This window comes from Rhizobium sp. R634, assembly GCF_002211305.1.
Classification (GTDB): Bacteria; Pseudomonadota; Alphaproteobacteria; order Rhizobiales; family Rhizobiaceae; genus Rhizobium.
In genome coordinates this window covers 90,067-113,705 of sequence record NZ_LOKW01000028.1, presented here as the reverse complement: position 1 = coordinate 113,705, position 23,639 = coordinate 90,067, and the positions used below count along the sequence as shown (strand labels likewise).

The following is a 23,639-nucleotide window of genomic DNA, read 5'->3' as shown; positions in this document are numbered from 1 at the left end:
GCGTGGCATCTATCGGACAGATCGTCAACCCGACGTCAGGCAGCGATGCCCTTTCCCGCGCACGGCAGCGCGCCGCCCTGATGCCGGATTGCCTGGTGGAAGCCAAGCGCATCGCCAATACCGTGATTGCCGGCTGGCATGGCCGGCGCAAACGCGGCATCGGCGAGAATTTCTGGCAGTTCCGTCCCTATGCCGAAGGCGAAAGCCTGTCGCGCATCGATTGGCGCCGCTCCGCCCGCGACGACCATACCTATGTGCGCGAGCGCGAATGGGAAGCGGCGCATACGATCTGGCTCTGGTGCGACATGTCGCCCTCGATGATGTACAAGTCGAGCTACGGCAGCGTCTCCAAGGAAAGCCGCGCGCTGGTCGTCATGCTGGCACTGGCCGAAATCCTCTCCCGCTCCGGCGAGCGCATCGGCTGCCCAGGCATCATGGAGCCCGCGTCCACGCGCAACGCGGCCGAGCGGCTGGCATCGGCCCTCCTGCATGCGCCGTTGACCGGCGGCCTGCCGGAAACGGCAATGATCCGCGGCTGGAGCGATCTCGTGCTGATCGGCGATTTCCTCGACGATGCGCCTGCGATCATGGAGCGCCTCGGGCCGCTTGCCCGCCGCGGCCTGCGCGGCCATGTGGTCGAGATCGCGGATCCGGCCGAAGAGATCTTCCCCTATAGCGGCCGCACCGAATTCACCGACCCCGAGACCGGCGCCAAGCTGATCTCCGGCCGCGCCGAACATATTCGCGAGGCCTATCGCGACGCCTACCTCGCCCGCAGGGAGAGCCTCGGCCAGTCGCTGCGCCATCTCGGCTGGACCTTCACGACGCATCGCACCGATCATCTTGCCTCCGAGGCGCTGGTCGCGGTGCACATGTATCTGTCCGGCATGCCAGCCAAGGCGACGCATGGAGGACAGCTGTGAACGCTCTTCCCTTCGCTTTCGCCTATCCCGCCATTCTCGGCGCCCTTATCGCGCTCCCGGTCATCTGGTGGCTGCTGCGGCTGACGCCGCCGCGCCCGAAGAGCGAAGTGTTCCCGCCGCTGAAGATCCTTGCATCCGTCTTGAAGCGCGAGGAAACACCGGCGAAAAGCCCCTGGTGGCTGACCCTCCTGCGCATGCTGCTTGCCGCCGTCATCATCCTTGCGATCGCCGATCCGGTCTTCAATCCGCGTACCAATTCGCTCGCATCCGGCGGCCCGCTGGTGCTCTTCGTCGACAACAGCTGGGCGGCGGCGCCGGATTGGGAGCGCCGCATCCAGACCGCCGACGCGCTGGTGGACGACGCCGAATCCGCCGGCGTGCCCGTCTCGATCGCCTTTACTGCCGATCCGACCAATGATGCCGTGCCCGGCACGGCAGCGGCCGCACGAGACAAGCTGCACGCCGCCGAGCCGCGTCCACTGGTGCCGGACCGCGAGCGCGCCTTCCAGGCGCTGCGCGGCGTCCTGAACGGCGTTAAGCCCGGCACCCTCGCCTTCCTGACCGACGGCGCCGCCGCCAGGGACGACGATGCGATAGTGCGCCGACTTGCCGAACTCCAGCCCGCCGACCTGCGGCTGATCGAGGGCGATGCCGCAAAGACGGTCGCCGTCACCGCGGCCAACAATGCGGCCGACGCCATGACCGTCAAGGTCACCCGGCTCGACAGTTCGCGCCCCGCATCCGTGGCGCTGAACGCCGTTGATGCCCAGGGCCGCTCCATCGCCAATGGCAGGGTGGACTTCCGTCCCGGCCAGAGCGTCGCCACGAGTTCGATCACCGCGCCGTTCGAAATGCGCAACGATTTCGCCCGGGTCAGCGTCGACAATAGTGCGACCGCCGGCGCCGTTCACCTTCTCGACGACGCTTTCAAGCGCCGCCGCGTCGTCCTTCTGTCCGGCACGGGCGCCGATGAATTCCAGCCGCTGCTCTCGCCGCTCTATTACATCCAGCGAGCGCTGCAACCCTATGCGGATCTGATCCAGCCGACCGATTCCGAGCTCGCCGTCGCGATACCGAAGCTTCTCGCCAGCAATCCCTCGATCATCATCATGGCCGACATCGGCCGGTTGCCGGAAGAGACCTACGAACCCCTGACGCGCTGGATATCGAATGGCGGCATGCTCCTGCGTTTCGCCGGCCCGCGCATGGCGGCCGCGCCCGCCGACGATCCGCTGATCCCCGTCATTCTGCGCCAGGGAGAACGGGCGCTGGGCGGCACATTGTCGTGGAGCGAGCCGCAGTCGCTCGCCGAATTTCCGAATTTCGGGCCTTTCGCCGGCATAGCCCGCCCCGCGGACGTCGTCGTCAAGCGGCAGGTGCTGGCCGAACCGACTCCCGATCTTGCCGAACGCACCTGGGCGAGCCTCGCCGACGGCACGCCGCTCGTCACGATGAAGCAGCTCGCCTCAGGCCAGATCGTCCTCTTTCACGTCACCGCCGAAGCGACCTGGTCCGATCTGCCGATCTCCGGCACCTTCGTCGACATGCTGCGCCATCTCCTGCAGATATCGCGCTCCGGCGGCGTGACCTCGGAGGCGCGCGGCAATGCCCGTGTGTCCGAAACCCTGCCGCCCTACCGCATGCTGACGGCCAAAGGCACGCTGGTCTCGGAAACGGGCTCGGCGCGGCCGCTTATTCCCAAGGCCGGAGCCGAACCGACGGCGAATTTCGACAATCCGCCCGGGCTCTACGGTTCCGAAGATGGCTTCACCTCCCTCAACGTTCTGCCCGAGGAGGCCGAACTGAAACCGCTCGACACGACAGGCACCAATGCCGTGCGCGAAGGTCTGATCGGCGGAGAAAGCTGGTCGGCGAAGCCCGCGCTTTTCCTCGTCGCCTTTCTGCTGCTTCTGACAGACAGCCTGGTCGTCCTCTTCATGAACGGCGCCTTCTCGCGCTCGCGCCCGGCTGTGCGCACGGCCGCGATGCTCGCGGTGGCCGTCGGCGCCGGCTTCTTCATGCAGCCCGGCACGTCGCATGCCAACGACAGCAAGCCGGGCGACGACCTCGTATTGGAGAGGCTGGACAACACCCATCTTGCCTATGTCGTCACCGGCGAGCAGGAGGTGGACGATATATCGGAGCGCGGTCTCGAGGGCCTCACCCAGTTCCTGACCTTCCGCACGACGCTGGAGCCGGCGCCGCCGGTCGGTCTCGACCTCACCAGGGACGAGCTTGCCTTCTATTCGATCATCTACTGGCCGATTTCGGCAACGGCGCCGATGCCCTCCTCGGCCGCGATCAGCCGCATCGATGCCTATATGCGCAATGGCGGCACCGTGCTTTTCGATACGCGCGATCAGATCAGCGCCTTGGACAATTCCGGCAATGTCGGCGCCAACGGACAGCGGCTGCAGGAAATCCTCGCCAATCTCGACATTCCGCCGCTGGAACCGGTGCCATCGGATCACGTGCTGACGAAATCCTTCTATCTGCTGTCGAGCTTCCCGGGCCGCTATACCGGCAGCCCCCTCTGGATCGAAGCCAGGCAGGGCGGGCGTGAAGCAACCGAAAAATCGGCGGCGACGGCCGACGGCGTTTCGCCGATCCTGATCACCGGCAATGATTTCGCCGGCGCCTGGGCGATCGACGCGAACGGCACGCCGATGCTGCCGACCGTGCCGTCGGATGAAACGCAGCGCGAATATGCTTACCGCTCCGGCGTCAACATCATGATGTACATGCTGACGGGCAACTACAAGACCGACCAGGTTCATGTTCCCGACCTCCTCGAACGGCTGGGGCAATGAGATGACGTTCGATTTTTCGCCCTTCCTGCCCTGGCCGATCCTGGCCGCACTGGCCGGCCTCAGCGCGCTCGTCGCCGCCTTTGCGATCTGGCGCGGTGTCCGCGGCGCCTGGATCAGGACGCTGGCGGCAGCCGCCCTGCTGACCGCCCTTGCCAATCCCGTGCTCTTGCAGGAAGACCGCGATCAGCTGTCGACGATCGTCCCCGTCATCGTCGACCGTAGCCAGAGCCAGCAGACACCCGACCGCATAGAGATGACCGACGAGGCGCTGGCGGCCCTGAAGGGGCAGCTTGCCCGCTTTCCCCAGATAGAGCCGCGTTTCGTCGATGTCGAAGGCGACGTCAATTCGGACGTGCCCTCCACGCGCCTCTTCGATGCGCTGGCCGCCAACATCGCCGATGTCCCTCCCTCCCGCGTCGGCGGCGCCATCATGCTGACCGATGGTGAGGTCCATGATGTCCCGGCCGCCAATCAGGCGCTCGGCTTCGATGCACCGATCCACGGCCTGGTGACCGGCAAGGCCAACGAATTCGACCGCCGCATCGAAGTCATCAAGGGGCCGCGCTTCGGCATCGTCAACGAGGAGCAGCAGGTCATTCTGCGTGTCTTCGACGATGGCCCGAGCCCCGGCGGCACCGCCGATGTCACCGTGAAGATGAACGGCAATGAGATCGCCACCCTGCGGGCGACACCCGGCCAGGATACGCCCTTCTCCTTCAAGGTCCCGGGCGGCGGCAGCAATGTGCTCGAATTCTCGGTCGCCGAGCTTCCCGGCGAAGTCACCGCCGCCAACAACCGCGCCGTCCACGTCATCGATGGCATCCGCCAGAACCTGCGCGTCCTGCTGGTCTCCGGGGAGCCGCATGCCGGCGAGCGCGCCTGGCGCAATCTGCTGAAATCCGACGCCTCGGTCGATCTCGTCCACTTCACCATCCTGCGTCCGCCGGAAAAGCAGGACGGCACGCCGATCAACGAGCTGTCGCTGATCGCCTTCCCGACGCGCGAGCTCTTCGTCGACAAGATCAAGGATTTCGACCTGATCATTTTCGACCGCTACCAGCATCGCGGCGTGCTGCCGCTGCTCTATTACGACAACATTGCGCAATATGTCGAAAATGGCGGCGCGCTGCTGATCGCCGCCGGCCCCGAACATGCCGGTCCCGATTCCATCGCGATGACGCCGCTTTCCACCGTGCTGCCGGCCATGCCCACCGGCCAGATGATCGAGAAAGCCTTCTATCCCCGCCTCTCCGAGGAAGGCCGCAAGCATCCCGTTACGCGCGGCCTGGACGGCTCGGGCGAGGACCCGCCGCATTGGGGCCGCTGGTTCCGCAGCGTCGATGTCGAGAAGCCCGAAGGCGAGACGATCATGCTCGGCGCCGACAGCCATCCGCTGTTGGTCCTGAACCGCTCCGGCCAGGGCCGCGTCGCCATGCTGCTTTCCGACCAGGGCTGGCTCTGGGCGCGCGGCTTCGAAGGCGGCGGCCCGAACGTCTCGCTCTATCGCCGTATCGCCCACTGGCTGATGAAGGAACCGGCGCTCGAGGAAGAAGCACTGACGGCGCGCGCCTCCGGCCGCACGCTCGAAGTCACCCGCCAGACGATCGGCGATAATCCGGGCAACGCCACCGTGCGTTACCCCTCCGGCAAGACCGAAACCCTGCCGCTCACCCAGACCGAACCCGGCCTCTACAAGGCCGAGAAGAGGATGGACGAGATCGGCCTCTTCGAGATCCAGAACGGCAGGCTGTCGACGCTCGTCCATATCGGCGCCGTCGATGCCCCGGAATTCAAGGCGATGATCTCGACGACGGATGTGCTGAAGCCGGTCGCCGACAGGAGCAAGGGTCTGGTGACCCGCGTCGCCAGCGAAAGCGGCGCGGTCAGCGTGCCGCCGATCCTGCCGGTGCGCGGCCAGGTCCGCGTCTCCGATAGCGATCGCATGATGATCCGCATGACCAGCGAGACGGTTCTGAAGGGCATCAACACCCTGCCGCTCTTTGCCGGCTTCGCCGGCGTCGGCATCCTGCTGCTCGCCTTCGGCGCCATGTGGTGGCGCGAAGGAAGGTAATCACATGCCGGAATTCGAGCTCACGGCGTCGCCCTCACCGGAGGAACTGGCGGCAATCACCGATGCGCTCTCGGCCTTCAACACAGGCGATGTCGGCCCTTCGGATCGCCGGCCGCTCGCTGTCCTCATCCGCGATACCGACGGCAAGGTGACCGGCGGCCTGTTGGGCTTTACCGCCTGGGGCTGGCTCTTCATCCAGATGCTCTATATTCCCGATACGCTGCGCGGTACCGGTCTCGCGGGCAGGATTCTCGCAAAGGCGGAAGAAGAGGCGAAAGCCCGCGGCTGCCGCGGCGCCTGGATCGATACCTTCAACCCGCAAGCCCTCGGCGCCTATCTGCGCCAGGGTTACGAAGTCTTCGGCGAGCTTGAGGATTTTCCGGAAGGCCGCACGCGCAGCTTTCTCCGGAAAAATCTGTAGCCTTCATCACTCACGCCAGGCGATTGTGCCCTTCAGCCGCTCGTGCACGCCCTCGGCGATCGGAACGACGAGCACGCGGCCGGGATCGACCGGTCCGGGAAAGGCAAGCGCGTTATAGCTCACCTTCTCGAAGCCGAGCGGGCCGTAATAGGGCGGATCGCCGACCAGGATGACGGCTTCCGAGCCGTTGCGCCTTGCCGCTTCCACCGCGATCCGCACCAGTTCGCGGCCGATGCCTATATTCTTGTGGGAGGGCCGGACGGCGAGCGGGCCCAGCAGATGTCCCTTCACCGAACCGGCGAGCACCGGCGTCATCCGCACGGAGGCAATCGTCTCGCCATTGTCGGTGCAGATGAAGGAGAGCGACATATCATGCGGCCCCTGCTCGCGGATGCGCGCGGCGGCGCGCGTGAAGCGGCCCGGACCGAAGGCTTCTTCGTTGATATGTTCGATGGCGGCGTCATGAGACGCGTCTTCTGTGAGGTAGACGAGATCGTGCTTGTACATGATTACAGAAACCGGATGGACAGATTGATGGGTCTCGAACACGCCCTGGGCGTTCGGGAGCATCAGCGTCGTCGCGGGTTTCTGGAAATGAACATCAGGCAGGCGTCTCTCAAATCGTGAAAAGGCCGATAGCAGGAAAAATTTCCGTCGTCCAACGCAAAATGCACACGGCAGCACACCGAATTACGCAGCCGCGTGACCGGCGTGACGCACTGTTCAATCTTTACCGCCTGCAAAGCCCCGCTATCTCAGCTAACTTCGGCCCCAACGCAATTTAGGGAATGAAGATCATGGGAATGCTGGTGGACGGCGTCTGGCATGACGTCTGGTACGACACGAAGGAGAGCAAGGGCCAATTCAAGCGGCAGCCCTCGCATTTCCGCAACTGGGTGACACCGGACGGTTCGGCCGGCCCTTCCGGAAGCGGCGGCTTCAAGGCCGAGGCCGGACGCTACCATCTCTATGTCTCGCTCGCCTGCCCCTGGGCGCATCGCACGCTGATCTTCCGCAAGCTGAAAAAGCTGGAAGACCTGATTTCGGTTTCCGTCGTCCATCCGCTGATGTTCGAGAACGGCTGGGAGTTCAAGACCGGAGACGGCGCCACCAGCGACCCGCTCTTCGGCGCCGCCACCCTCTGGCAGATCTACCTGAAGGCCGACCCGCACTATTCCGGCCGTGTCACCGTCCCCGTCCTCTGGGACAAGCAGACCGGCACAATCGTCAACAATGAATCGGCCGAGATCATCCGCATGTTCAACAGCGCCTTCGACGGACTGACGGGCTCGAAGGCCGATTTCTACCCGGAGCATCTCAGCGCCGAGATCGATGGCCTGAACGCCACCGTCTACGACACCGTCAACAACGGGGTCTACAAGGCGGGCTTCGCCACCACTCAGGAAGCCTATGAGGAAAACGTCGGCAAGCTCTTCGAAACGCTCGACATTCTCGACGAGCGCCTTGGCAAGGGCCGCTACCTCTTCGGCGACAGACAGACCGAGGCCGACTGGCGCCTCTTCACCACGCTGCTGCGCTTCGATCCCGTCTATGTCGGCCATTTCAAATGCAACATCCGCCGTATCGCCGATTACCGCAACCTGCCCGGCTATCTCAGGGATCTCTATCAGACGCCAGGCGTTGCCGAGACGGTGAACCTGACGCACATCAAGCAGCACTATTACCGCAGCCACAAGACGATCAATCCGACCGGCATCGTTCCCGTCGGCCCGGAGCTCGATCTCGACAGGCCTCATGGTCGTGCAAAGCTCTACGCGGCCTGACGCTTACCAGCGGTGGTCAGGCTCCTGCTCGCCCCGAAGTTCGGCGAGACGGCGATACGTCGCCTCAGTCGTGCCCTCGGGCAGGCTGTCGAGCGAAAAGAACCCGCTGTCGGAAATCTCCCAGTCCGGCGGCCGCGGCGCCGTCTGCTCGACGGCCACCCGATAGAACACGACATGGTCGCGCCGGGTGGTGGTGGTGTTGAAATAGACCTGGACCAGCTGCGGCTTGCCGATGATCCTGAGGTTTCCCTCTTCGCGCAGCTCCTTGACCAGCGCTTCCTCGGCCGTCTCGTTGCGCTCCAGCCCGCCGCCGGGCATATGCCAGCCGCCGATGTAGCTGTGCCGCACGAGAAATATCCGGCCGTCCGCATCGAAGCAGGCGGCTCTGACGCCCATGGTCATGCCGCGGGCGAAGGAAAAATAGACATGCAGCAGGCGTAGCGCCAGCCTGATGTGAGGGGGCCGCTTCTCTTTATCCACCATCGTTCCGTTTCGGCTTTTCGTCGCGCCGGATGTGTTTGATTTGTCAATAAGCTGGTCTATGTCTCGTAGCATGTTCAAGCTCGCGCATATTTCCGACGTCCACCTCGGACCGCTGCCCCGTCTTTCCATTCAAGAGCTGTTTTCAAAACGCATAACCGGCTTTGTGAACTGGCATCGAAATCGACGCAAGCACCTTTTCGGCAGCACGCTCGATCTGCTGCTCGATGATATCCGCGCTCATCAGGCCGATCACCTCGCCGTCACCGGCGATCTCGTCAATCTGGCGAGCGGCATCGAGATCCGCGCCGCCGCCGCCTGGCTGCGCGCGCTCGGCGATCCCGCCGACACCTCGGTCGTTCCCGGCAATCACGACGCCTATGTGCCGGGCGCCTACGAGAAGTCGATGCGCGCTTGGTATGATTACGTCCGCGGCGACCTCGCCTCGCCGCAATGGCAGGAAGACCGCCACATTTTCCCTTACCTGCGCGTCCGCGACAAAGTGGCGATCGTCGGCTGCTCCACGGCCGTCGCCACGCCCCCCTTCGCCGCCTCCGGCTTTTTCAGCGCGCGCCAGGCTCGCGACACGGTGAACATGCTGCGCGCGGCCGGCGAAGCCGGCCTCTTCCGCGTCGTCATGATCCATCATCCGCCGATCCGCGGCGCCACCGCCTTCCACAAGCGCATGATCGGCATCCGCCGCTTCGCGGCCATGATTTCGACGGGCGGCGCCGAGCTCGTGCTGCACGGCCACACGCATCTGAATACGCTGCATTGGCTGCGCGGCCAGATACAGCCGGTGCCGGTCGTCGGCATCGCTTCGGCCTCGCAGGGACCCGGCAGCATCAAGCCGCCGGCAGCCTATAACCTCTTTTCCATCGACGGCTCTCCGGGCGCCTGGGAACTCACCGGAGAGCGCTTCAGCCTGAACCGGGCGGGCGACGCGGTCATGCCGGAAAGCGTCGATATTTTCGCGCGTTAGCTGAGGATGCGGACTCTGTTTGTGCGGCACTTGAAGCAAGCTCGGAAGCTGTCCGGCCAGCGCCGCAACATTTGTCATGGGCATCTCTTACCCTCTTGGTATTTCCGGCGTTAAGCGTACAATCCGCCCAACTGCATCGCCTCAGAACGGAGCCGTTAATGACTTCCCCCTTCCATCGCCTGTGCAGAGTGACACTTGCCGCCGGTTTTGCCTTCGGCATGGCAACGGCCGCCTTCGCGGCCGGCGACAGCAACGACGACACCAACCCGCCGCCGAAGACGGAGACGACCAAGACCTGCACCGGAGGCAAGGTCTGGGACAAGACCAAGAAGGAATGCGTCACCCCGAAGAAGAGCAGCTTCAACGACGACGACCTCTATAAGTACGCCCGCGAATTCGCCTATTACGGCCAGTATGAAAACGCCATCACCGTGCTCAATCTCGCCGACAATCAGAACGACCCGCGCATTCTGAACTATCTCGGCTACGCCAACCGCAAAGCCGGCCGCATGGAACTCGGCATGTCCTACTACCGCAAGGCGCTGCAAGCGGATGAAAATTACATCCTCGCCCGCTCCTACATGGGCATGGCGCTGGTCGAACAGGGAGATATCCAGGGCGCCCGCGTTCAGCTCGTCGAAATCCGCGACCGCGGCGGCGAAGGCACCTGGGCCTATCGCTCCCTGCTGCAGAGTTTGAACGGCTACAGGACATATTGACGCAAGCTTTGCGGGCTAGATTGCGAAAACCCCATGGGAAAAGGGGATAAGACGACCGAATGCTTGCGAAGTGCAGGAGACTTGTTCCATAAAGTACCTGCATCTCCGGTGCCGACAAAAGCCGGTTTCGCGCCCGACGGCCAACCTTCGTCCGCGAAACCATCGTGAATGCTTCTTGGATAGACAATGCGTCAGCCCGCAACGACCATCGACCTCCGGCGTGATCTCGTCGGCCTCCTGCCCCGCCTTCGCCGCTTCGCGATCACGCTCGCGGGTGAGGCCGCCGTTGCCGACGAACTCGTCCAGGCCGTCTGTCTGCGCGCCATTGCCAAGGGGCATCAGTGGAACGGCGAAGGCCGGCTGGAAAGCTGGATCTACACGCTTGCCCGCCAGCAATGGGCCGACGAGAGCCGCAAGCGCAAGCCAAAGGCGTCCGCCCGCGGCAATGTCACCGATATTCGCGATGTCGCGCGCGACCGCTCGGCCTCGGTCGATCCCGACGCGATCCACCGCATGATCTCCGAAATGCCGGACGGCGTTTCCAGCGTCTTCCTGCTCGTCGACGTCGAAGGCCACAGCTACCAGCAGGCGGCCGATATCATGGGCATTTCCGCGGCAAGCGTCGTCTCCCAGCTTGCCGCCGCAAGGCTACATTTCGCCGGGCTTGCCGGCACCCACCCCATCCACAGGTACTGAATTGCTCGATCTTAGGAAATTGCCGCTCGAAGCCCAGCTCACCGCCCTCCTCGACGGCGAAGTCTCGCCCGAACAGCGGCACGAACTGGAGCAGCGCTTGGCAAGCGACGAGAATGCGCGCCGGCTGCATGAGAAGCTGCGCCACGGCGCCGATTTCGGCCGTCGCCGCCTCGACGATGTGCTGAAGGAACCGGTCCCGCTTGCCCTCGTCCGCTCGATCAAGAGCACGCAGCCGCCGAAGACGCCGATCGCCCAGCGCGCCACCCGCCCGCCGGTGAAGCTGGCGCCGAGCGGCCCGCAGGCGCTGGCCGCCGCCCTCATCCTCTTCGTCGTCGGCTGCGGCATCGGTTATTTCGTCGGCGTCAGCCCGGATGCCGACGAGATCGCCACCACGACCTCGACAGCGGCGCCGGCCAACACCAGCGACTGGCTCGGAGACGTCACCGCCTATCAGCGTCTGCTGATCCGCCAGCCCCGCCACCTCGTCGAAGTGCCGGCCTCGCAGGCCGAGGAAATCTCCAGCTGGCTGACGACCGCGATCGGCGTGCCCTTCCGCGTGCCCGATCTCAGCGCCGAATCCTGGACCTTCCAGGGCGCCCGCGTCATTCTCGGCGACAACCGCCCTGTCGGCCAGCTTGTCTACTCCAACAGTGACGGCGATATCATCTCCATCTGCTTCCGCAAGGACGCGCAGCCGCCCGAGACCGACGACTTCAAGGAAACGATCAAGGACGAGATCGGCCTCGTGACCTGGCACAATGCCGGCACCTCCTATGTGCTCGCCGGCCCCTCCGCCGAAGCGACCCTCGGTCAGCTCGCCATGAAGATCGCTACGGCAATCTAAAAATGCGACAAGGCGGCGGCGCGTCGCACCTGCCTTCTTCGATTTAGAGCATGATGCCGAAAAGTGTGAGCGGTTTTCGGACGACATCATGATCTAACTCTTTAATGTAGAACAGGATTCAGATTTTAGGCCGAGCGGGCCTAAAATCATCCTGTTCTAGGGCACCAGCACCACTTTGCCCATCGCTCTTCGCTCCTCGATGGCGCGATGGGCTTCCGCCGCCTGGTGCAGCGGAAAGCGGCTACCTTCGACGACCGTCAGCCGGCCTGTCGCCGCAAGATCGAAAAGCTCGCCGAGATCCTCCCGAAGCCCGCGGGCCGTCAGCAGCGGAAGCAGTGAGAACCCCTTGATTGATTGGTTGTCGCCGAGCAGGCGCTCGATCTCCTCCGCCTTGAGTCCGAACCTCCCCATGGCCGCCAGAACCAGCTCGCCGCAAGGCGCCAGTGCATCGACCGCCGCCCTTGAGGACGCACCGCCGACAGTTTCGTAGATGATATCCGCGCCGCGCCCGCCGCTATGCCTCCTGACCTCTTCCTGCCAGCCAGGCGCGGTATAATCGACGGCATGATCCGCGCCGAGCGTCAGCGCAAGCGCCCTCCTCTCCTCGCTGCTCGCCGCCGCGATCACCATCTCCGCTCCGTTGCGCCTTGCCAGCTGCAGAAGCAGCGAGCCGACGCCGCCGGCTGCGGCACTGACGAGTACGCTCTTGCCTTTCGGCGGGCTGCGGCGCGTCAGATGCAGCGCCGTTAGCCCCTGTACCATCAGTCCGACAGCCGCCCCGAAAGAGATCGCATCCGGCAGCCGCACCACCGATCCGCCGTCGACCGCGACGAATTCGGCATAACCCGCGCTGCGCCCGATCGCGAAGAGAGGAACCGCCACGCGTGCGCCGACCAGCGATGCATCGGCGTCCGGCCCCGCCCGTTCGACCACACCGGCGATTTCGACGCCTGGAAACATCGGCAGCTCCGGCGTCACGGCATAACGATCGGCCCGCATCAGCACTTCGAAGAAGTTGACGCCCGCCGCATGGACACGGACCAGCACCTCATCGCGCTTGAGTTCCGGAACCGGCAGCTCCACGAGTTCGAGAACTTCCGACCCGCCGAAGCGAGTGAATTGGATGGCTTTCATCTCAGGGAACCTCACGTCTGATTGGCGTGGGGCAGGTTTAGCAATAGGATGGGAAGCAAGAATATATACTCTTTCGTGCCCTACCTACCAGGAGGTGACCATGGCCGAGCCGATGAAAAGACTGCCGGAATTGCCGGTCGAGCGCGCGCTGAAAGTGATTTCAGGCCGCTGGAAACCCGTCATCCTCTACTATGTCTTCTCCGGCCCGAAGCGTCTTTCCGAGCTGAAGCGCATGATGCCTGCCATCACCCAAAAGGTGCTGATCCAGCAGCTGCGCGAGATGGAGGAGCACGGGCTGGTCACCCGCCAGATCTTTGCCGAAGTCCCTTCCCGCGTGGAATACAGCGCGACCGAACTCGGCCTCGAACTTGAGCCGGTGCTGCTGGCGCTCTGCCGCTGGGGCCAGCGCCATGCCGAGGCGAACGACGAAGCCGGCATGATTGCCGACTGCATCGTCAGGCCGCGCCATGCCAGCACGATCGCGGCCTGAACCCTTCGCAGATCAGGCCTTCCCGGCCTTCACCTCGAGCACCCGGTTGGCGGCCGAGACGATCGCTTCCAGCGAGGCCGCGACGATGTTGGTATTGATGCCGGCGCCGAAGAGCTTGCCTCCGGGATAGGAGGTCTCGACATAGGAGATCGCCGCCGCGTTCGAGCCGTGCTGCAGCGAATGCTCCGAATAATCCTCGACCGACATCTCGATGCCGAGATAATGCGACAGTGCGTTGATGAAGCCGTCGATCGGGCCGTTGCCGCGCCCTTCGATGCGCTTGATCTCGCCATTGTCCGATATCTCGGCCGCGACGATCCGCTGGCCCTTACGCTCCGTATCGGGATAGGTGTGGTGATCGACGAACCTGAGGCGCGCATCGGGCTGCGTCACGTATCGCTCGATGAAGCGGTCATGGATGCGCTTCGAGGGAAGCTCCTTGCCCTCGACGTCGGTGATGCGCTGGATGTCTTCGCGGAATTCGACCTGCAGGTTGCGCGGCAGGTTGAGCCCGTAATCCTGCTGCAGGATATAGGCGATGCCGCCCTTGCCGGACTGCGAATTGATGCGAATGATCGCCTCGTAGGAGCGGCCGACATCGCGCGGATCGATCGGCAGATACGGCACTTCCCAGACCGGATGGTTGGCGACCTGTGCAGCCTTCATGCCCTTGTTGATCGCATCCTGGTGCGAACCGGAGAAGGCCGTATAGACCAGCTCGCCGACATAGGGGTGACGCTCGCTGATCGCCATCTGGTTCGAATATTCGAACACCTCCTTGATGCGCTCGATGTTTGAGCAGTCGATACCGGGATCGACGCCCTGCGTGAACATGTTGAGCGCCATCGTGACGACGTCGACATTGCCGGTGCGCTCGCCATTGCCGAACAGCGTGCCTTCGACGCGGTCGGCGCCCGCCAGCAAGGCCAGTTCGGCAGCGGCGATGCCGGTGCCGCGGTCGTTGTGCGGATGCAGCGAGACGATCAGGTTTTCGCGGTTGTCGAGGTTGCGGCACATCCATTCGATCTGGTCGGCATAGACGTTCGGCGTCGCCATCTCGACGGTCGACGGCAGGTTGATGATCAGCTTGTTGTCGGGCGTCGGCTTCACCACCGCGATGACCGCATTGCAGATCTCCAGCGCCACCTCCAGCTCGGTGCCGGTGAAGCTCTCCGGAGAATATTCGAAGCGATAACCGCCGCCGGCCTTGGCGGCCATGTCGGTGATCATCTTGGCGGCATCGACGGCAATCTGCTTGATGCCCTGGACATCCTTGGCGAAGACGACGCGGCGCTGCAGCTCGCTGGTCGAATTATAGAAATGCACGATCGGCTGGTTTGCCCCTTCCAGCGCTTCGAAGGTGCGAGTGATGAGCTCGGGACGGCATTGGACCAGCACCTGCAGGGAGACGTCGGCGGGCACGTTACCCTCCTCCACGCACCAGCGGGCGAAGTCGAAATCGGTCTGCGAAGCCGAGGGGAATCCGATCTCGATTTCCTTGAAGCCCATCTCCAGCAGCAGGTGGAACATGCGCGCCTTGCGGTCGTGGCCCATCGGGTCGACGAGCGCCTGGTTGCCGTCGCGCAGGTCGACGGAGCACCAGACGGGCGCCTTGGTGATCGTCTTCGTCGGCCAGGTGCGGTCGGGAATGCTTACCTGCGGATAGGCCCGGTATTTCACTGCGGCGTCGGGCATACCCTTGGCGCCTGCGGAGGATCGGCTGGTGGTGTTGTCCATTATCTTGTCTCCTCGTCCCGCCATTTGCCCCGCCTCTTAGCCGATCACGTCGGGCTTGGCGATAAACAAATGCGGACCTTTGTCGGTCGTTACGTCATTTTTGAAAGTGAGTCGCGAGGAGCGATGGCCGGGCGGGCTTTCGGCCGCCGGGCGCTCCTCAAAGGACCCGGCAACCGCGCGTAAGGCCGAGGAGAAGAAGCGAGGTCAGGGCGCGCGAGACGTCACGCAGGGCGATGCGGCCGCGTGCAATCGTGTCGGAGATCTTGGCGCCTGTGGTCTTCATAGCCGCGCTTATAGCCTCGGGCGGCAGAGCTGGCAAGGCCTCGCCCCTGCATTATCTCGATTGAGGCCGGTCTTTCCAGGCCTTCACCAACTGCGACAGTGCGAGCATCAGCCCGCCGGCGATCAATCCCCAGAAGGCGCCGGAAATGCCGCCGAAGGACACGCCGGATGCGGTGACGAGGAAGGTGATCGCCGCCGCCTCGCGTGATTCCGGCGCCTGGAAGGCCGACATCGCCGAAGACGAAAAGGCGCCGACCAGCGCCAGTCCCGCCACCGCCTCGATGAGGATCGGAGGCGCCAGCGCGACGAAAGCCGTCACGGCGCCGGCGAGCAGCCCGAGGATGACGTAGCCGATGCCGGCGATCAGCGAAGCCCAATAGCGCCGCTTCGGATCGGCATGCGCGTCCTGCCCGGCGCACATCGCCGCGGTGATCGCCGCCAGGTTGACGGCATGGCCGCCGAAAGGCGCCGACAGCAGCGAGAAGAAGCCGGTGACGGCAAAGAGCGGGCCGGGCTTCGGATCGTAATGATTGACCTTCAGCACCGCGATGCCGGGAATGTTCTGCGAGGCCATGGTGACGATGAAGAGCGGCAGCGCGATCGAGATGAAACCGGCAAGATTGAACACCGGCCGAACGAATTCCGCCGTCGGCACCAACGACCGCTCGAGCGAACTGAGCGCGCCGTCCGGAATATCGACGCCGAAGGCGAGCACCAGCACGAAGGCTGCGAGTGCGGCCGGCACCGCCCAGAGCCGCTTGAAGGCGCCGACGACGATCCAGGCGATGACGATCGGCAGACCGAGCAGCGGATTGAAGCCGATCGCCTTCACCGGCGCAAAGCAGAGGCCGATCAGCACGCCTGCAAGCATGGCATTGGCAAGCGGTGCGGGAATGGCGGCAACAGCCCGGCCGAGCGGCTTGAACAGCCCCGCGATGACGATCAGCGCAGCGCAGATGAGAAACGCCCCGACCGCCGCATTGAAGCCGCCCTTGATCGCGCCGGTGCTTGCCAGCAGTGCCGCGCCGGGTGTCGACCAGGCGATGCTGATCGGCAATCGCGTCACGGCGCTGAGCACGATCGCGCAGACGCCCATGGAGATCGACAGTGCCATCAGCCCCGAGGCCGCCTGAACCTCTGTCGCGCCGACGGCCTGCAATCCATGCAACACGACGGCGAAGGAGCTGGCGGAACCGACAAAGGCGGTCAGCAGCCCCATGAACAGGGCCTGGACGGAAAAATCTTTGAGCATGGCGGACTCGCGAGCTGCGGGAATGGCGCATGGAGCATGATGGTTGCGCCACGCGCAAGCCCGGATTCGGGCCTTTCCGTCCAGCCTCTGGATCTTCGAGGGCCGCCAGTCTTGCCTTGCCCGAAAAACGAACCGCCCTCGCCTGCGATCACAGGCGAGGGCGGCTCTCAATAGCTTCGCCTCGGAAAACTCAGATATCGGCCTGCGACGTGACGATCCGCGAGACGAGGCCGTAATCCCTCGCCTCTTCGGCCGACAGCCAGTAGTCGCGGTCCGTGTCCTTGGCGATCTTGTCGAGCGGCTGGCCGGTGGCCGCCGCCATGATCTTGTTCAGGCGCTCGTTCATCTTGATGATCTCGCGTGCCTGGATCTCGATGTCGGATGCCATGCCGCGCGTGCCGCCCGACGGTTGATGCAGCAGGAAGCGCGTGTTCGGCAGGCAGATGCGCCGCTCCTTCGGAGCGGCGACATAGATCAGCGCGCCGGCCGAGGCAACCCAGCCCGTGCCGATCATCCAGACCTTCGGCTTGATGAACTTGATCATGTCATGGATGGAATCGCCGGATTCGACATGGCCGCCGGGCGAATTGACATAGATGCGGATGTCTTCGTCGCTCGCTGCAGCAAGCGCCACGAGCTGCGAGCAGACCTTCTGCGCCAGTTCCTGATTGATCGGTCCATAGATGAAGATCGAACGCGACTTGAAAAGATTCGCCTCCGTTTCCTTGCCGAGCGGCAGTTCCTTCGTCTTGTCGTCCTGTTCTTCGTCGTTCATGCGAACCTCTCGGAGATGAATTCGGGTTCCTCGCACATAGTGCGACTCAATGCCTAAAACAATGCGGGAAAAACACAAGGCACCGAAGCGATGGAGATATCCTTAAGAAGCCGCGCACCGTTGCGCAAGCCTTACTGAAATGTAACCGGAAAAGGCTTTGAAAAGACAAAATCGATTCCTACCTCAACCTCACGCGGCAACGCCGCATGAGATAAACAGGAGGCAGAACATGTCACCGGAAGAACGCCAATTGCTGACCGCCCTCTTCGACCGCGTGCGCACGGCCGAAGCGACGCCCCGCGACCGCGAGGCCGAAGCGCTGATCGACCAGGCGACGCGCACGCAGCCCTCCGCCACCTACTATCTCGCGCAGGCCGTCATCGTTCAGGAAAAAGGACTGGAAGCGGCCGCCAATCACATCAAGGAACTCGAGGAACACGTCCGGCAGCTTGAAGCCGGCAGCAGCGACCACCGCCAGGCCGAACAGGGAGGCGGCTTCCTGAGCTCGATCTTCGGCAACACCCAGACGCAGCAGCCCGCTCCGGTTCCGTCCAGTCCCGCCAATCCCGGCCCCTGGGGCCAGCCGCGAGCCTATGAAGAACCCCGCTATGACAGCAACGCCCGCCAGACGCAGCAGCCGAGCGGCCCCTGGAGCCAGCAGGCTTATGCGCCGTCGGTCGGCGGCAGCTTCCTGCGCGGCGCGCTCGGCACGGCAGCGGGCGTCGCCGGCGGCATGCTGCTTGCCAATTCGCTGAGCGGCATCTTCGGCAACCACATGTCCTCGCTCGGCTGGGGCTCGCCCTTCGGTGCCAACCCCTTCGGCAATGCCAGCGCGCCGACCGAGGAAACGGTCATCAATAATTATTTCGGCAATGACGACACCCGCCAGGCGTCCGACAATGCGGCCGATAACAACGACGATAATCTGCAGCAGGCGGATTACGACGACGGCGACGATTTCAGCGATGACTCGTCGGGCAACGACGTGACGGATGTGTGAGGCTGGCGGTTGGAGACGGGCAGCGGCTGCCGCACCGTATCCCGGCCCTTCGCTTAAGCTCAGGGCGTTCGCTGCTGCAATCGATTCAGAGCAATTCCAGAAAAAGTGCGCAGCGGTTTTTCGTCCGGAATTGCGTTGAGAGAAAAGCTATCGATTGCCCGGGCTTTGCCCGACCGCAGCTCACCCACGTCCGCGATAGGTGGCGACGCCTTGTTCCGGCAGCCACACGCCTTCCGGCGGCTTGCCCGTCTGCCAGAAGACGTCGATCGGGATGCCGCCGCGCGGATACCAGTAGGCGCCGATTCGGAGCCATTTCGGGTCGAGCAGTTCGACGATGCGCTTGGCGATATAGATCGAGCAATCCTCATGGAAGGCGCCGTGATTGCGGAAGGAATGCAGGAAGAGCTTCAGCGACTTCGATTCCACCAGCCATTCGCCTGGAATGTAATCGATGACGATATGGGCGAAATCCGGCTGGCCGGTCATCGGGCAGAGCGAGGTGAACTCCGGCGCGGTGAAGCGCACAACGTAGTCCGTGCCGGCATGGTTGGACGGCACTTTTTCGAGCACGGCCTCTTCTGGCGATTTCGCGGTTTCGGTTTGCTGGCCCAGCATCGACAGGCTGGAAACATCTGTATTCGGCATCATGCCTCCTTGACGACTTTGACGCGGATGCCATGGGCCTTTTCGCCTTCCGGCTCCACGTGAATGGCTATTTTGGCGCCCTCGTGCACTGCACTGATGGCATCCTCAAGGCGGTCGCATATATCATGCGCCTGCCGCACGGACATAGTGCCCGGCACCACCATATGAAAATCGATGAAGGTGACGGTGCCGGCCCGCCGCGTTTTCAGGTCATGCACGCCGATCGAGCCTGCCGCATGGGTGGCGATCGCCTGCTTGATCGCCTCCTCCTCCAGGGGATCGACCGCCTGGTCCATCAGCCCGCCAATCGATTGCGAGATCACCTTCCAGCCCTGGTAGAGGATGTTGACGGCAACGAGGATGGCAAGCACCGGGTCGAAGATCGCATAGCCGGTCGCGAGCGCCAGCAACAGGCCGGCAAGCACGCCGACGGAGGTCACCACGTCGGACATGATATGCTGGCCGTCCGCGGCAAGCGCCGCCGAGCGATGCTTGCGGCCGGTCCGGATCAAAAGCCGCGCCCAGACCGCATTGATGATGCCGGCCGCGAAATTGATTGCAAGGCCGAGCACCGGCGCGTCGAGCATGCGCGGCTCGGCGAGATAGCCGATCGCCTCGTTGACGATCAGCAGCGCGGCAACGACGATCAGGACGCCTTCGGTGACGGCAGAGAGATATTCCGCCTTGTGATGGCCGAAGGGATGGTCGTGGTCGGCAGGCTTCTGCGCATAGCGGATGACGAAGAAGGCGATGAAGGCGGCAACGACGTTGACCGTCGATTCGAGCCCGTCCGACAGCAGCGCCACCGAGCCGGTCACCCACCAGGCCACCATCTTCAGCCCCATGACGCCGAGCGACAGCGGGATGCCCCACATCGCCAGCTTCCGAACCGTAAGATCGCCGTTGTCGCTCATATCGTCCTCCTGCGGTTGCGAATGAATTGCAGGGTCCAAGCCATTGAAATGCAAAACCGCCCACGCGAATGTCGCGCAGGCGGTCCAGTTGAGGGTGATATGGGCGATGCCCGAGGATTTGTCAAAGAGGATTTGTCAAAGAGACTGACGCGTCCTTCACAGTTCCTGCCGCCCCAACTGGAAGGCAAAAGCAGCGAGCGTCGCGCGATCCGGCGTCAGCTCTGGGGAACGGGATCGGAGACAGGCTGCGGCCAGCGCAGAAGCGCGGCCCGGCCTGCCGGCGTCAGGGCGTAGACGCCCTTTTCCTGGCGCTCGAACCATCCGTAGACATTGTCGCGCAGGATCGGACCTGCCTTTGGCGTCAGCGCCTTCATATCCCGCGGGCGCACAACTCCCCGCTCGAGTGCAGCCGCGCAGAGCAGCGCCTGCTGCCGATAAGCGGTCATGATCGGCGCCCGCGAGCCGCCGCCGACGGCAGGATCGCCGCGGCGGCGCTGGTGTTCCTTGACGAGGCGGGTGCGCCTTTTCGGATTGGTGCGCGGCATCGGCGAGACCGAACTGACGATGATGCTGACCTCGCCGCCATCGGAAACGCCGAGCATGCCGATCCCGAGCCGCCGGCAGAGGTCGCGGTAGCGTTTGTCGGCTTCCCGCCCGCGCCCCTTGGCCGAAACGCGCGCCGCGATCCAGACTTCATCGCTCATCGCGGCGCGATCGACCGCCTGCAGGAGGAGTTCGAGATTGAAGGAGAGCTTGAGTTCGCACACCACCACAACAGGCGGCTCACCGTCGCTTAAACCCACGAGATCGCATCCGCCGACCTCACCCTTGACTACATAACCCGCCGCCTCCAGGAAGGCTTTGACCGGCAGGTAGAGCGACGTCTCCATCAGAAAATCGCGCCTCAGGCAGCGTTGAGATCGGCAATCTCGCCATAGCGTGCGAGCAATCGCGGCGAGCTCATGTCGCCGGTCTCCTCGTCGACCATCACGGCATAGGCCGCCACACCGACGAAACGCTCAGCCATCGCCGAGGCGATCTTTTCCGCGCTGACGGCGTTCGAGGCCTGCCGCATTTCACCCGGCACGAGATTGCCGCGGTTCTTGCGGTAAGGGAGAACGATAAACTTTTCAGCATTGGCCACGGCAATAATTCCCGGTTGATCGTTCCGGAAATGTTCTGATTTGCCTGATAAAGTCAACCACGCTCCCCCATTGGAATGCCCGGCCCGCCCTTCCCGCAAGCAGGAAGGGCGAAATCGCGTTGCGCTTAGGCAGCCTTCGTCTTCACCTTGCGCGCTAGATGCGCCACCACATTCTCGATCATCCGCATGCCGGCATCGCCGCCGAGCGTCATGATCGATTCGGGATGGAACTGCACCGCGGCGATCGGCTCCTTGGCATGTTCGATGCCCATGATCGTGCCGTCCTCGCTTTCCGCCGTGATGATGAATTCGCGCGGTAGGGTCGAGGGATCGGCGAAGATCGAGTGGTAGCGGCCGACCGTCACTTCCTTCGAAAGGCCGGAGAAGACGATGCCCGGTTCCAGCACGCGGATGCGCGAGGGCTTGCCGTGCATCGGCAGCGCCAGATGGCGCAGTTCCCCGCCATAGGCTTCGGCGAGCGCCTGCAGGCCGAGGCAGACGCCGAAGATCGGCAGGTTGCGCGCCCGTGCCTTCTTGATCGTCGCCTTGCAGTCGAAATCCTTGGGCGTTCCCGGCCCGGGCGACAGCACGACCAGATCCGGGTTCAGCCGGTCGAAGATCTCCTCCGGCACCGGCGTGCGCACGGTCGAAACCGTTGCCCCGGTCTGGCGGAAATAATTGGCAAGCGTGTGGACGAAGCTGTCTTCATGGTCGACGAGCAGGATGCTGACGCCCTTGCCGACGCTGGCGACGTCGCGCTGGATCTTGCCGGAATTGCCGGTCTTGGCGTCTCGGATGGCGGAAAGCATGGCAGAGGCCTTCAATTCGGTTTCGGCTTCCTCTTCCTCGGGAATGGAATCGTTGAGCAGCGTCGCGCCGGCGCGCACTTCGGCGATGCCGTCCTTGATACGCACGGTGCGCAGCGTCAGGCCGGTATTCATGTCGCCATTGAAGCCCACCATGCCGATCGCCCCACCATACCATGCGCGCGGGCTCTTTTCATGGCTCTCGATGAAGCGCATCGCCCAGAGCTTCGGCGCGCCGGTGACGGTGACCGCCCAGGCGTGGCTCAGGAAACCGTCGAAGGCATCCATGTCGTCGCGCAGCCGCCCTTCGATATGGTCGACCGTGTGGATGAGGCGCGAATACATCTCGATCTGCCGGCGGCCGATCACCTTGACCGAGCCCGGCTCGCAGACGCGACTCTTGTCGTTGCGGTCGACATCCGAGCACATGGTCAGCTCGGACTCGTCCTTCTTGGAATTCAAAAGCTTCAGGATCTGTTCGCTGTCGGCGATCGGATCGTCACCGCGCTTGATCGTTCCCGAGATCGGGCAGGTCTCGATGCGGCGGCCGGAGACACGCACGAACATCTCGGGCGAGGCGCCGACCAGATATTCCTGATTGCCGAGATTGATGAAGAAGGAATAGGGCGACGGATTGATCGCCTTCAGACGCTTGGAGATGTCGGAAGGCTTGCTTTCGCAGCGCTCCATGAACTTCTGCCCCGGCACCACCTCGAAGAGATCGCCCTTGCGGAAGCTCTCCTTCGCCTTGACGACGAGTTCGGCATATTCGCCCGGCCGGTGGTCGCTCTTCGGCGGAATGGCGTCCGTCTGCTTGAAGGGTTCCGGCGCGATCTGCTCGGCCTTGCCCTCGGTTGTCACGCCGCCTTTCTCGAAATCGTAGCGGTCGATCCAGGCTTTGGCGGCATAGTTATCGACGACCAGGATCTCGTCCGGCAGATAGAGCACCATATCGCGCTGGTCGGAGGGCCGCGTCAGCTTCAGATCGATCGCGTCGAACTGGAAGGCGATGTCGTAGCCGAAGGCGCCGTAGAGCCCGAGGCTCGCATCCGCCTGCGAATAAAAGAGGTCGGTCACGGCGCGCAGCACGGTGAAGACCGTCGGCATCTTCGAGCGTTCCTCTTCGGTAAACACCCGATCCGGCGCTTTGACGGAGAGATCGAGGCGGCGGGCCGAGGACGCGCCGAGCACGAGGTCGGGCACCGTCTGCAGCCGCTCGGTCACGAAGCCGAGAAGCACCTCGCCGCGTTCGTTATAGGCTTCGATCCAGACGTCGCGCCCGAAGGAGGAGATGCCGAGCGGCGGGTCGACGACGGCTGTATCCCAGCGCGTGTAGCGGCCCGGATATTCGTAGTTCGACGAGAACACCGCGCCGCGGCGCTCGTCGAGCTTGTCGATATAGGAAGAGACCGCGTCGCCGTAGGGGATCGCCCGGCGCTGCCGCGTCACGGTGATGCCGCCCTTGGTCTCGTAGATTTCCGCACCATCATCCCGCAGGATCGTTACCATAATTCCACTCCGTTATCGGGGCCTGGACGACAGGCGGCGATAAAACAAAAAAGCCGCCTCGAAGTTTCGGGCGGCTCACTCGTCGTCGTCTTTGGACACGATTGGTCGAGGCCGCCTCAGCGAGCCCACCACCAAACAGCGATGTTCAAAGACTTGATCATGGGAAAAATTGTTAGCCTGAGATCAGCCGCCGCGCAAGAGGCGATTGCGCGAATGAAAAG

General features: G+C 63.7%; 22 protein-coding genes and 1 pseudogene. 11 read left to right on the top strand and 12 right to left on the bottom strand.

Going from position 1 to position 23,639, the window contains the following annotated elements; translation table 11 throughout:
* Positions 1-2 precede the first annotated feature (2 nt).
* The 4 genes from ATY77_RS29855 to ATY77_RS29840 are packed head-to-tail and all read left to right on the top strand — an operon-like array spanning position 3 to position 6,225.
* Positions 3-923, top strand: a complete 921-nt coding sequence (locus ATY77_RS29855; protein WP_088673053.1) for a DUF58 domain-containing protein — start codon at positions 3-5, stop codon at positions 921-923.
* Positions 920-3,733 carry a DUF4159 domain-containing protein gene (locus tag ATY77_RS29850; protein ID WP_088690070.1) on the top strand — a complete coding sequence of 938 codons (2,814 nt, stop codon included), beginning with the start codon at positions 920-922 and terminating at the stop codon, positions 3,731-3,733. The genes ATY77_RS29855 and ATY77_RS29850 overlap by 4 nt, the downstream gene beginning before the upstream one ends.
* Position 3,734: 1 nt before the next feature.
* A complete protein-coding gene (locus ATY77_RS29845) occupies positions 3,735-5,804 on the top strand; it encodes a hypothetical protein (protein WP_088690239.1) in 2,070 nt (689 codons plus the stop codon).
* Between the two features lie 4 nt (positions 5,805-5,808).
* Positions 5,809-6,225, top strand: a complete 417-nt coding sequence (locus ATY77_RS29840; RefSeq protein WP_088690069.1) for a GNAT family N-acetyltransferase — start codon at positions 5,809-5,811, stop codon at positions 6,223-6,225.
* Between the two features lie 6 nt (positions 6,226-6,231).
* Here the strand turns inward: ATY77_RS29840 and ATY77_RS29835 are convergent, their stop codons facing one another.
* Entirely contained in the window at positions 6,232-6,795 is a 564-nt protein-coding gene (locus ATY77_RS29835; protein WP_088690068.1) for an N-acetyltransferase, read from the bottom strand.
* A gap of 227 nt (positions 6,796-7,022) precedes the next feature.
* On the opposite strand from ATY77_RS29835, the gene ATY77_RS29830 reads away from it, so the two are divergent.
* Positions 7,023-8,009 (top strand): glutathione S-transferase family protein, encoded by a 987-nt coding sequence (locus ATY77_RS29830; protein ID WP_088690238.1) that lies wholly within the window; start codon positions 7,023-7,025, stop codon positions 8,007-8,009.
* Positions 8,010-8,012: 3 nt separating this feature from the next.
* Here the strand turns inward: ATY77_RS29830 and ATY77_RS29825 are convergent, their stop codons facing one another.
* Positions 8,013-8,492, bottom strand: coding sequence for an NUDIX domain-containing protein (locus tag ATY77_RS29825; RefSeq protein ID WP_088673047.1), 480 nt, complete (start codon positions 8,490-8,492; stop codon positions 8,013-8,015).
* 70 nt (positions 8,493-8,562) lie between these two features.
* Here ATY77_RS29825 and ATY77_RS29820 point away from each other — a divergent pair, with 70 nt between their 5' ends.
* From ATY77_RS29820 to ATY77_RS29805, 4 genes are all read left to right on the top strand, one after another.
* Positions 8,563-9,471, top strand: coding sequence for a metallophosphoesterase (locus ATY77_RS29820; protein ID WP_088673046.1), 909 nt, complete (start codon positions 8,563-8,565; stop codon positions 9,469-9,471).
* Positions 9,472-9,629: 158 nt separating this feature from the next.
* Complete coding sequence (locus ATY77_RS29815) at positions 9,630-10,190, top strand: hypothetical protein (protein WP_088690067.1); 561 nt, start codon at positions 9,630-9,632, stop codon at positions 10,188-10,190.
* Positions 10,191-10,376: 186 nt separating this feature from the next.
* Positions 10,377-10,886 (top strand): RNA polymerase sigma factor, encoded by a 510-nt coding sequence (locus ATY77_RS29810; RefSeq protein WP_088690066.1) that lies wholly within the window; start codon positions 10,377-10,379, stop codon positions 10,884-10,886.
* 1 nt (position 10,887) lies between these two features.
* Positions 10,888-11,730, top strand: a complete 843-nt coding sequence (locus ATY77_RS29805; protein ID WP_088673043.1) for an anti-sigma factor — start codon at positions 10,888-10,890, stop codon at positions 11,728-11,730.
* A gap of 156 nt (positions 11,731-11,886) precedes the next feature.
* Here ATY77_RS29805 and ATY77_RS29800 read toward each other — a convergent pair whose 3' ends face one another.
* The gene (locus ATY77_RS29800) at positions 11,887-12,864 is read right to left on the bottom strand and encodes a zinc-binding dehydrogenase (RefSeq protein ID WP_088690065.1); all 978 of its coding nucleotides are present in this window, start codon (positions 12,862-12,864) and stop codon (positions 11,887-11,889) included.
* On the opposite strand from ATY77_RS29800, the gene ATY77_RS29795 reads away from it, so the two are divergent.
* Complete coding sequence (locus ATY77_RS29795; RefSeq protein WP_088690064.1) at positions 12,854-13,354, top strand: helix-turn-helix domain-containing protein; 501 nt, start codon at positions 12,854-12,856, stop codon at positions 13,352-13,354. The genes ATY77_RS29800 and ATY77_RS29795 overlap by 11 nt on opposite strands.
* A gap of 12 nt (positions 13,355-13,366) precedes the next feature.
* Here ATY77_RS29795 and leuA read toward each other — a convergent pair whose 3' ends face one another.
* The 4 genes and pseudogenes from leuA to ATY77_RS29780 all read right to left on the bottom strand — a co-directional run bounded on the left by leuA (position 13,367) and on the right by ATY77_RS29780 (position 17,400).
* Complete coding sequence (gene leuA, locus ATY77_RS29790) at positions 13,367-15,091, bottom strand: 2-isopropylmalate synthase (RefSeq protein WP_088690063.1); 1,725 nt, start codon at positions 15,089-15,091, stop codon at positions 13,367-13,369.
* Positions 15,092-15,248: 157 nt separating this feature from the next.
* A complete protein-coding gene (locus ATY77_RS33415; protein ID WP_280950777.1) occupies positions 15,249-15,374 on the bottom strand; it encodes a hypothetical protein in 126 nt (41 codons plus the stop codon).
* Positions 15,375-15,425: 51 nt separating this feature from the next.
* Positions 15,426-16,656 (bottom strand): annotated as a pseudogene (locus ATY77_RS29785) (benzoate/H(+) symporter BenE family transporter).
* A gap of 159 nt (positions 16,657-16,815) precedes the next feature.
* Positions 16,816-17,400 carry an ATP-dependent Clp protease proteolytic subunit gene (locus ATY77_RS29780; protein ID WP_088673040.1) on the bottom strand — a complete coding sequence of 195 codons (585 nt, stop codon included), beginning with the start codon at positions 17,398-17,400 and terminating at the stop codon, positions 16,816-16,818.
* 229 nt (positions 17,401-17,629) lie between these two features.
* Here ATY77_RS29780 and ATY77_RS29775 point away from each other — a divergent pair, with 229 nt between their 5' ends.
* Positions 17,630-18,400 (top strand): DUF2076 domain-containing protein, encoded by a 771-nt coding sequence (locus ATY77_RS29775; RefSeq protein ID WP_088690061.1) that lies wholly within the window; start codon positions 17,630-17,632, stop codon positions 18,398-18,400.
* A 180-nt stretch (positions 18,401-18,580) separates the two neighbouring features.
* Here the strand turns inward: ATY77_RS29775 and queF are convergent, their stop codons facing one another.
* The 5 genes from queF to ATY77_RS29750 all read right to left on the bottom strand — a co-directional run bounded on the left by queF (position 18,581) and on the right by ATY77_RS29750 (position 23,418).
* Positions 18,581-19,045: a preQ(1) synthase gene (queF, locus tag ATY77_RS29770; protein WP_008530693.1), complete on the bottom strand. Its 465-nt coding sequence runs from the start codon at positions 19,043-19,045 to the stop codon at positions 18,581-18,583.
* Positions 19,045-19,959 (bottom strand): CDF family cation efflux transporter EmfA, encoded by a 915-nt coding sequence (gene emfA / locus ATY77_RS29765; protein WP_088690060.1) that lies wholly within the window; start codon positions 19,957-19,959, stop codon positions 19,045-19,047. Before emfA ends, queF begins: the two co-directional genes overlap by 1 nt.
* 215 nt (positions 19,960-20,174) lie before the next feature.
* A complete protein-coding gene (locus tag ATY77_RS29760; RefSeq protein WP_088690059.1) occupies positions 20,175-20,849 on the bottom strand; it encodes a DUF2161 family putative PD-(D/E)XK-type phosphodiesterase in 675 nt (224 codons plus the stop codon).
* Positions 20,850-20,863: 14 nt separating this feature from the next.
* Positions 20,864-21,103, bottom strand: coding sequence for a hypothetical protein (locus tag ATY77_RS29755; protein WP_088690058.1), 240 nt, complete (start codon positions 21,101-21,103; stop codon positions 20,864-20,866).
* A 125-nt stretch (positions 21,104-21,228) separates the two neighbouring features.
* Positions 21,229-23,418: an anthranilate synthase gene (locus tag ATY77_RS29750; protein WP_088690057.1), complete on the bottom strand. Its 2,190-nt coding sequence runs from the start codon at positions 23,416-23,418 to the stop codon at positions 21,229-21,231.
* Positions 23,419-23,639: the final 221 nt, after the last annotated feature.

Bases quoted from the DNA above. Each gene is read 5' to 3' on its own strand.
- ATY77_RS29835 (WP_088690068.1), bottom strand. From the start codon at position 6,795: ATGCTCCCGAACGCCCAGGGCGTGTTCGAGACCCATCAATCTGTCCAT.
- ATY77_RS29815 (WP_088690067.1), top strand. From the start codon at position 9,630: ATGACTTCCCCCTTCCATCGCCTGTGCAGAGTGACACTTGCCGCCGGT.
- ATY77_RS29810 (WP_088690066.1), top strand. From the start codon at position 10,377: ATGCGTCAGCCCGCAACGACCATCGACCTCCGGCGTGATCTCGTCGGC.
- ATY77_RS29825 (WP_088673047.1), bottom strand. From the start codon at position 8,492: ATGGTGGATAAAGAGAAGCGGCCCCCTCACATCAGGCTGGCGCTACGC.
- ATY77_RS29750 (WP_088690057.1), bottom strand. From the start codon at position 23,418: ATGGTAACGATCCTGCGGGATGATGGTGCGGAAATCTACGAGACCAAG.
- ATY77_RS29845 (WP_088690239.1), top strand. From the start codon at position 3,735: ATGACGTTCGATTTTTCGCCCTTCCTGCCCTGGCCGATCCTGGCCGCA.
- leuA (WP_088690063.1), bottom strand. From the start codon at position 15,091: ATGGACAACACCACCAGCCGATCCTCCGCAGGCGCCAAGGGTATGCCC.
- ATY77_RS29760 (WP_088690059.1), bottom strand. From the start codon at position 20,849: ATGGAGACGTCGCTCTACCTGCCGGTCAAAGCCTTCCTGGAGGCGGCG.
- ATY77_RS29830 (WP_088690238.1), top strand. From the start codon at position 7,023: ATGGGAATGCTGGTGGACGGCGTCTGGCATGACGTCTGGTACGACACG.
- ATY77_RS29780 (WP_088673040.1), bottom strand. From the start codon at position 17,400: ATGAACGACGAAGAACAGGACGACAAGACGAAGGAACTGCCGCTCGGC.
- ATY77_RS29820 (WP_088673046.1), top strand. From the start codon at position 8,563: ATGTTCAAGCTCGCGCATATTTCCGACGTCCACCTCGGACCGCTGCCC.
- ATY77_RS29795 (WP_088690064.1), top strand. From the start codon at position 12,854: ATGGCTTTCATCTCAGGGAACCTCACGTCTGATTGGCGTGGGGCAGGT.
- ATY77_RS29800 (WP_088690065.1), bottom strand. From the start codon at position 12,864: ATGAAAGCCATCCAATTCACTCGCTTCGGCGGGTCGGAAGTTCTCGAA.
- ATY77_RS29840 (WP_088690069.1), top strand. From the start codon at position 5,809: ATGCCGGAATTCGAGCTCACGGCGTCGCCCTCACCGGAGGAACTGGCG.
- emfA (WP_088690060.1), bottom strand. From the start codon at position 19,959: ATGAGCGACAACGGCGATCTTACGGTTCGGAAGCTGGCGATGTGGGGC.
- ATY77_RS29775 (WP_088690061.1), top strand. From the start codon at position 17,630: ATGTCACCGGAAGAACGCCAATTGCTGACCGCCCTCTTCGACCGCGTG.
- ATY77_RS33415 (WP_280950777.1), bottom strand. From the start codon at position 15,374: ATGAAGACCACAGGCGCCAAGATCTCCGACACGATTGCACGCGGCCGC.
- queF (WP_008530693.1), bottom strand. From the start codon at position 19,045: ATGCCGAATACAGATGTTTCCAGCCTGTCGATGCTGGGCCAGCAAACC.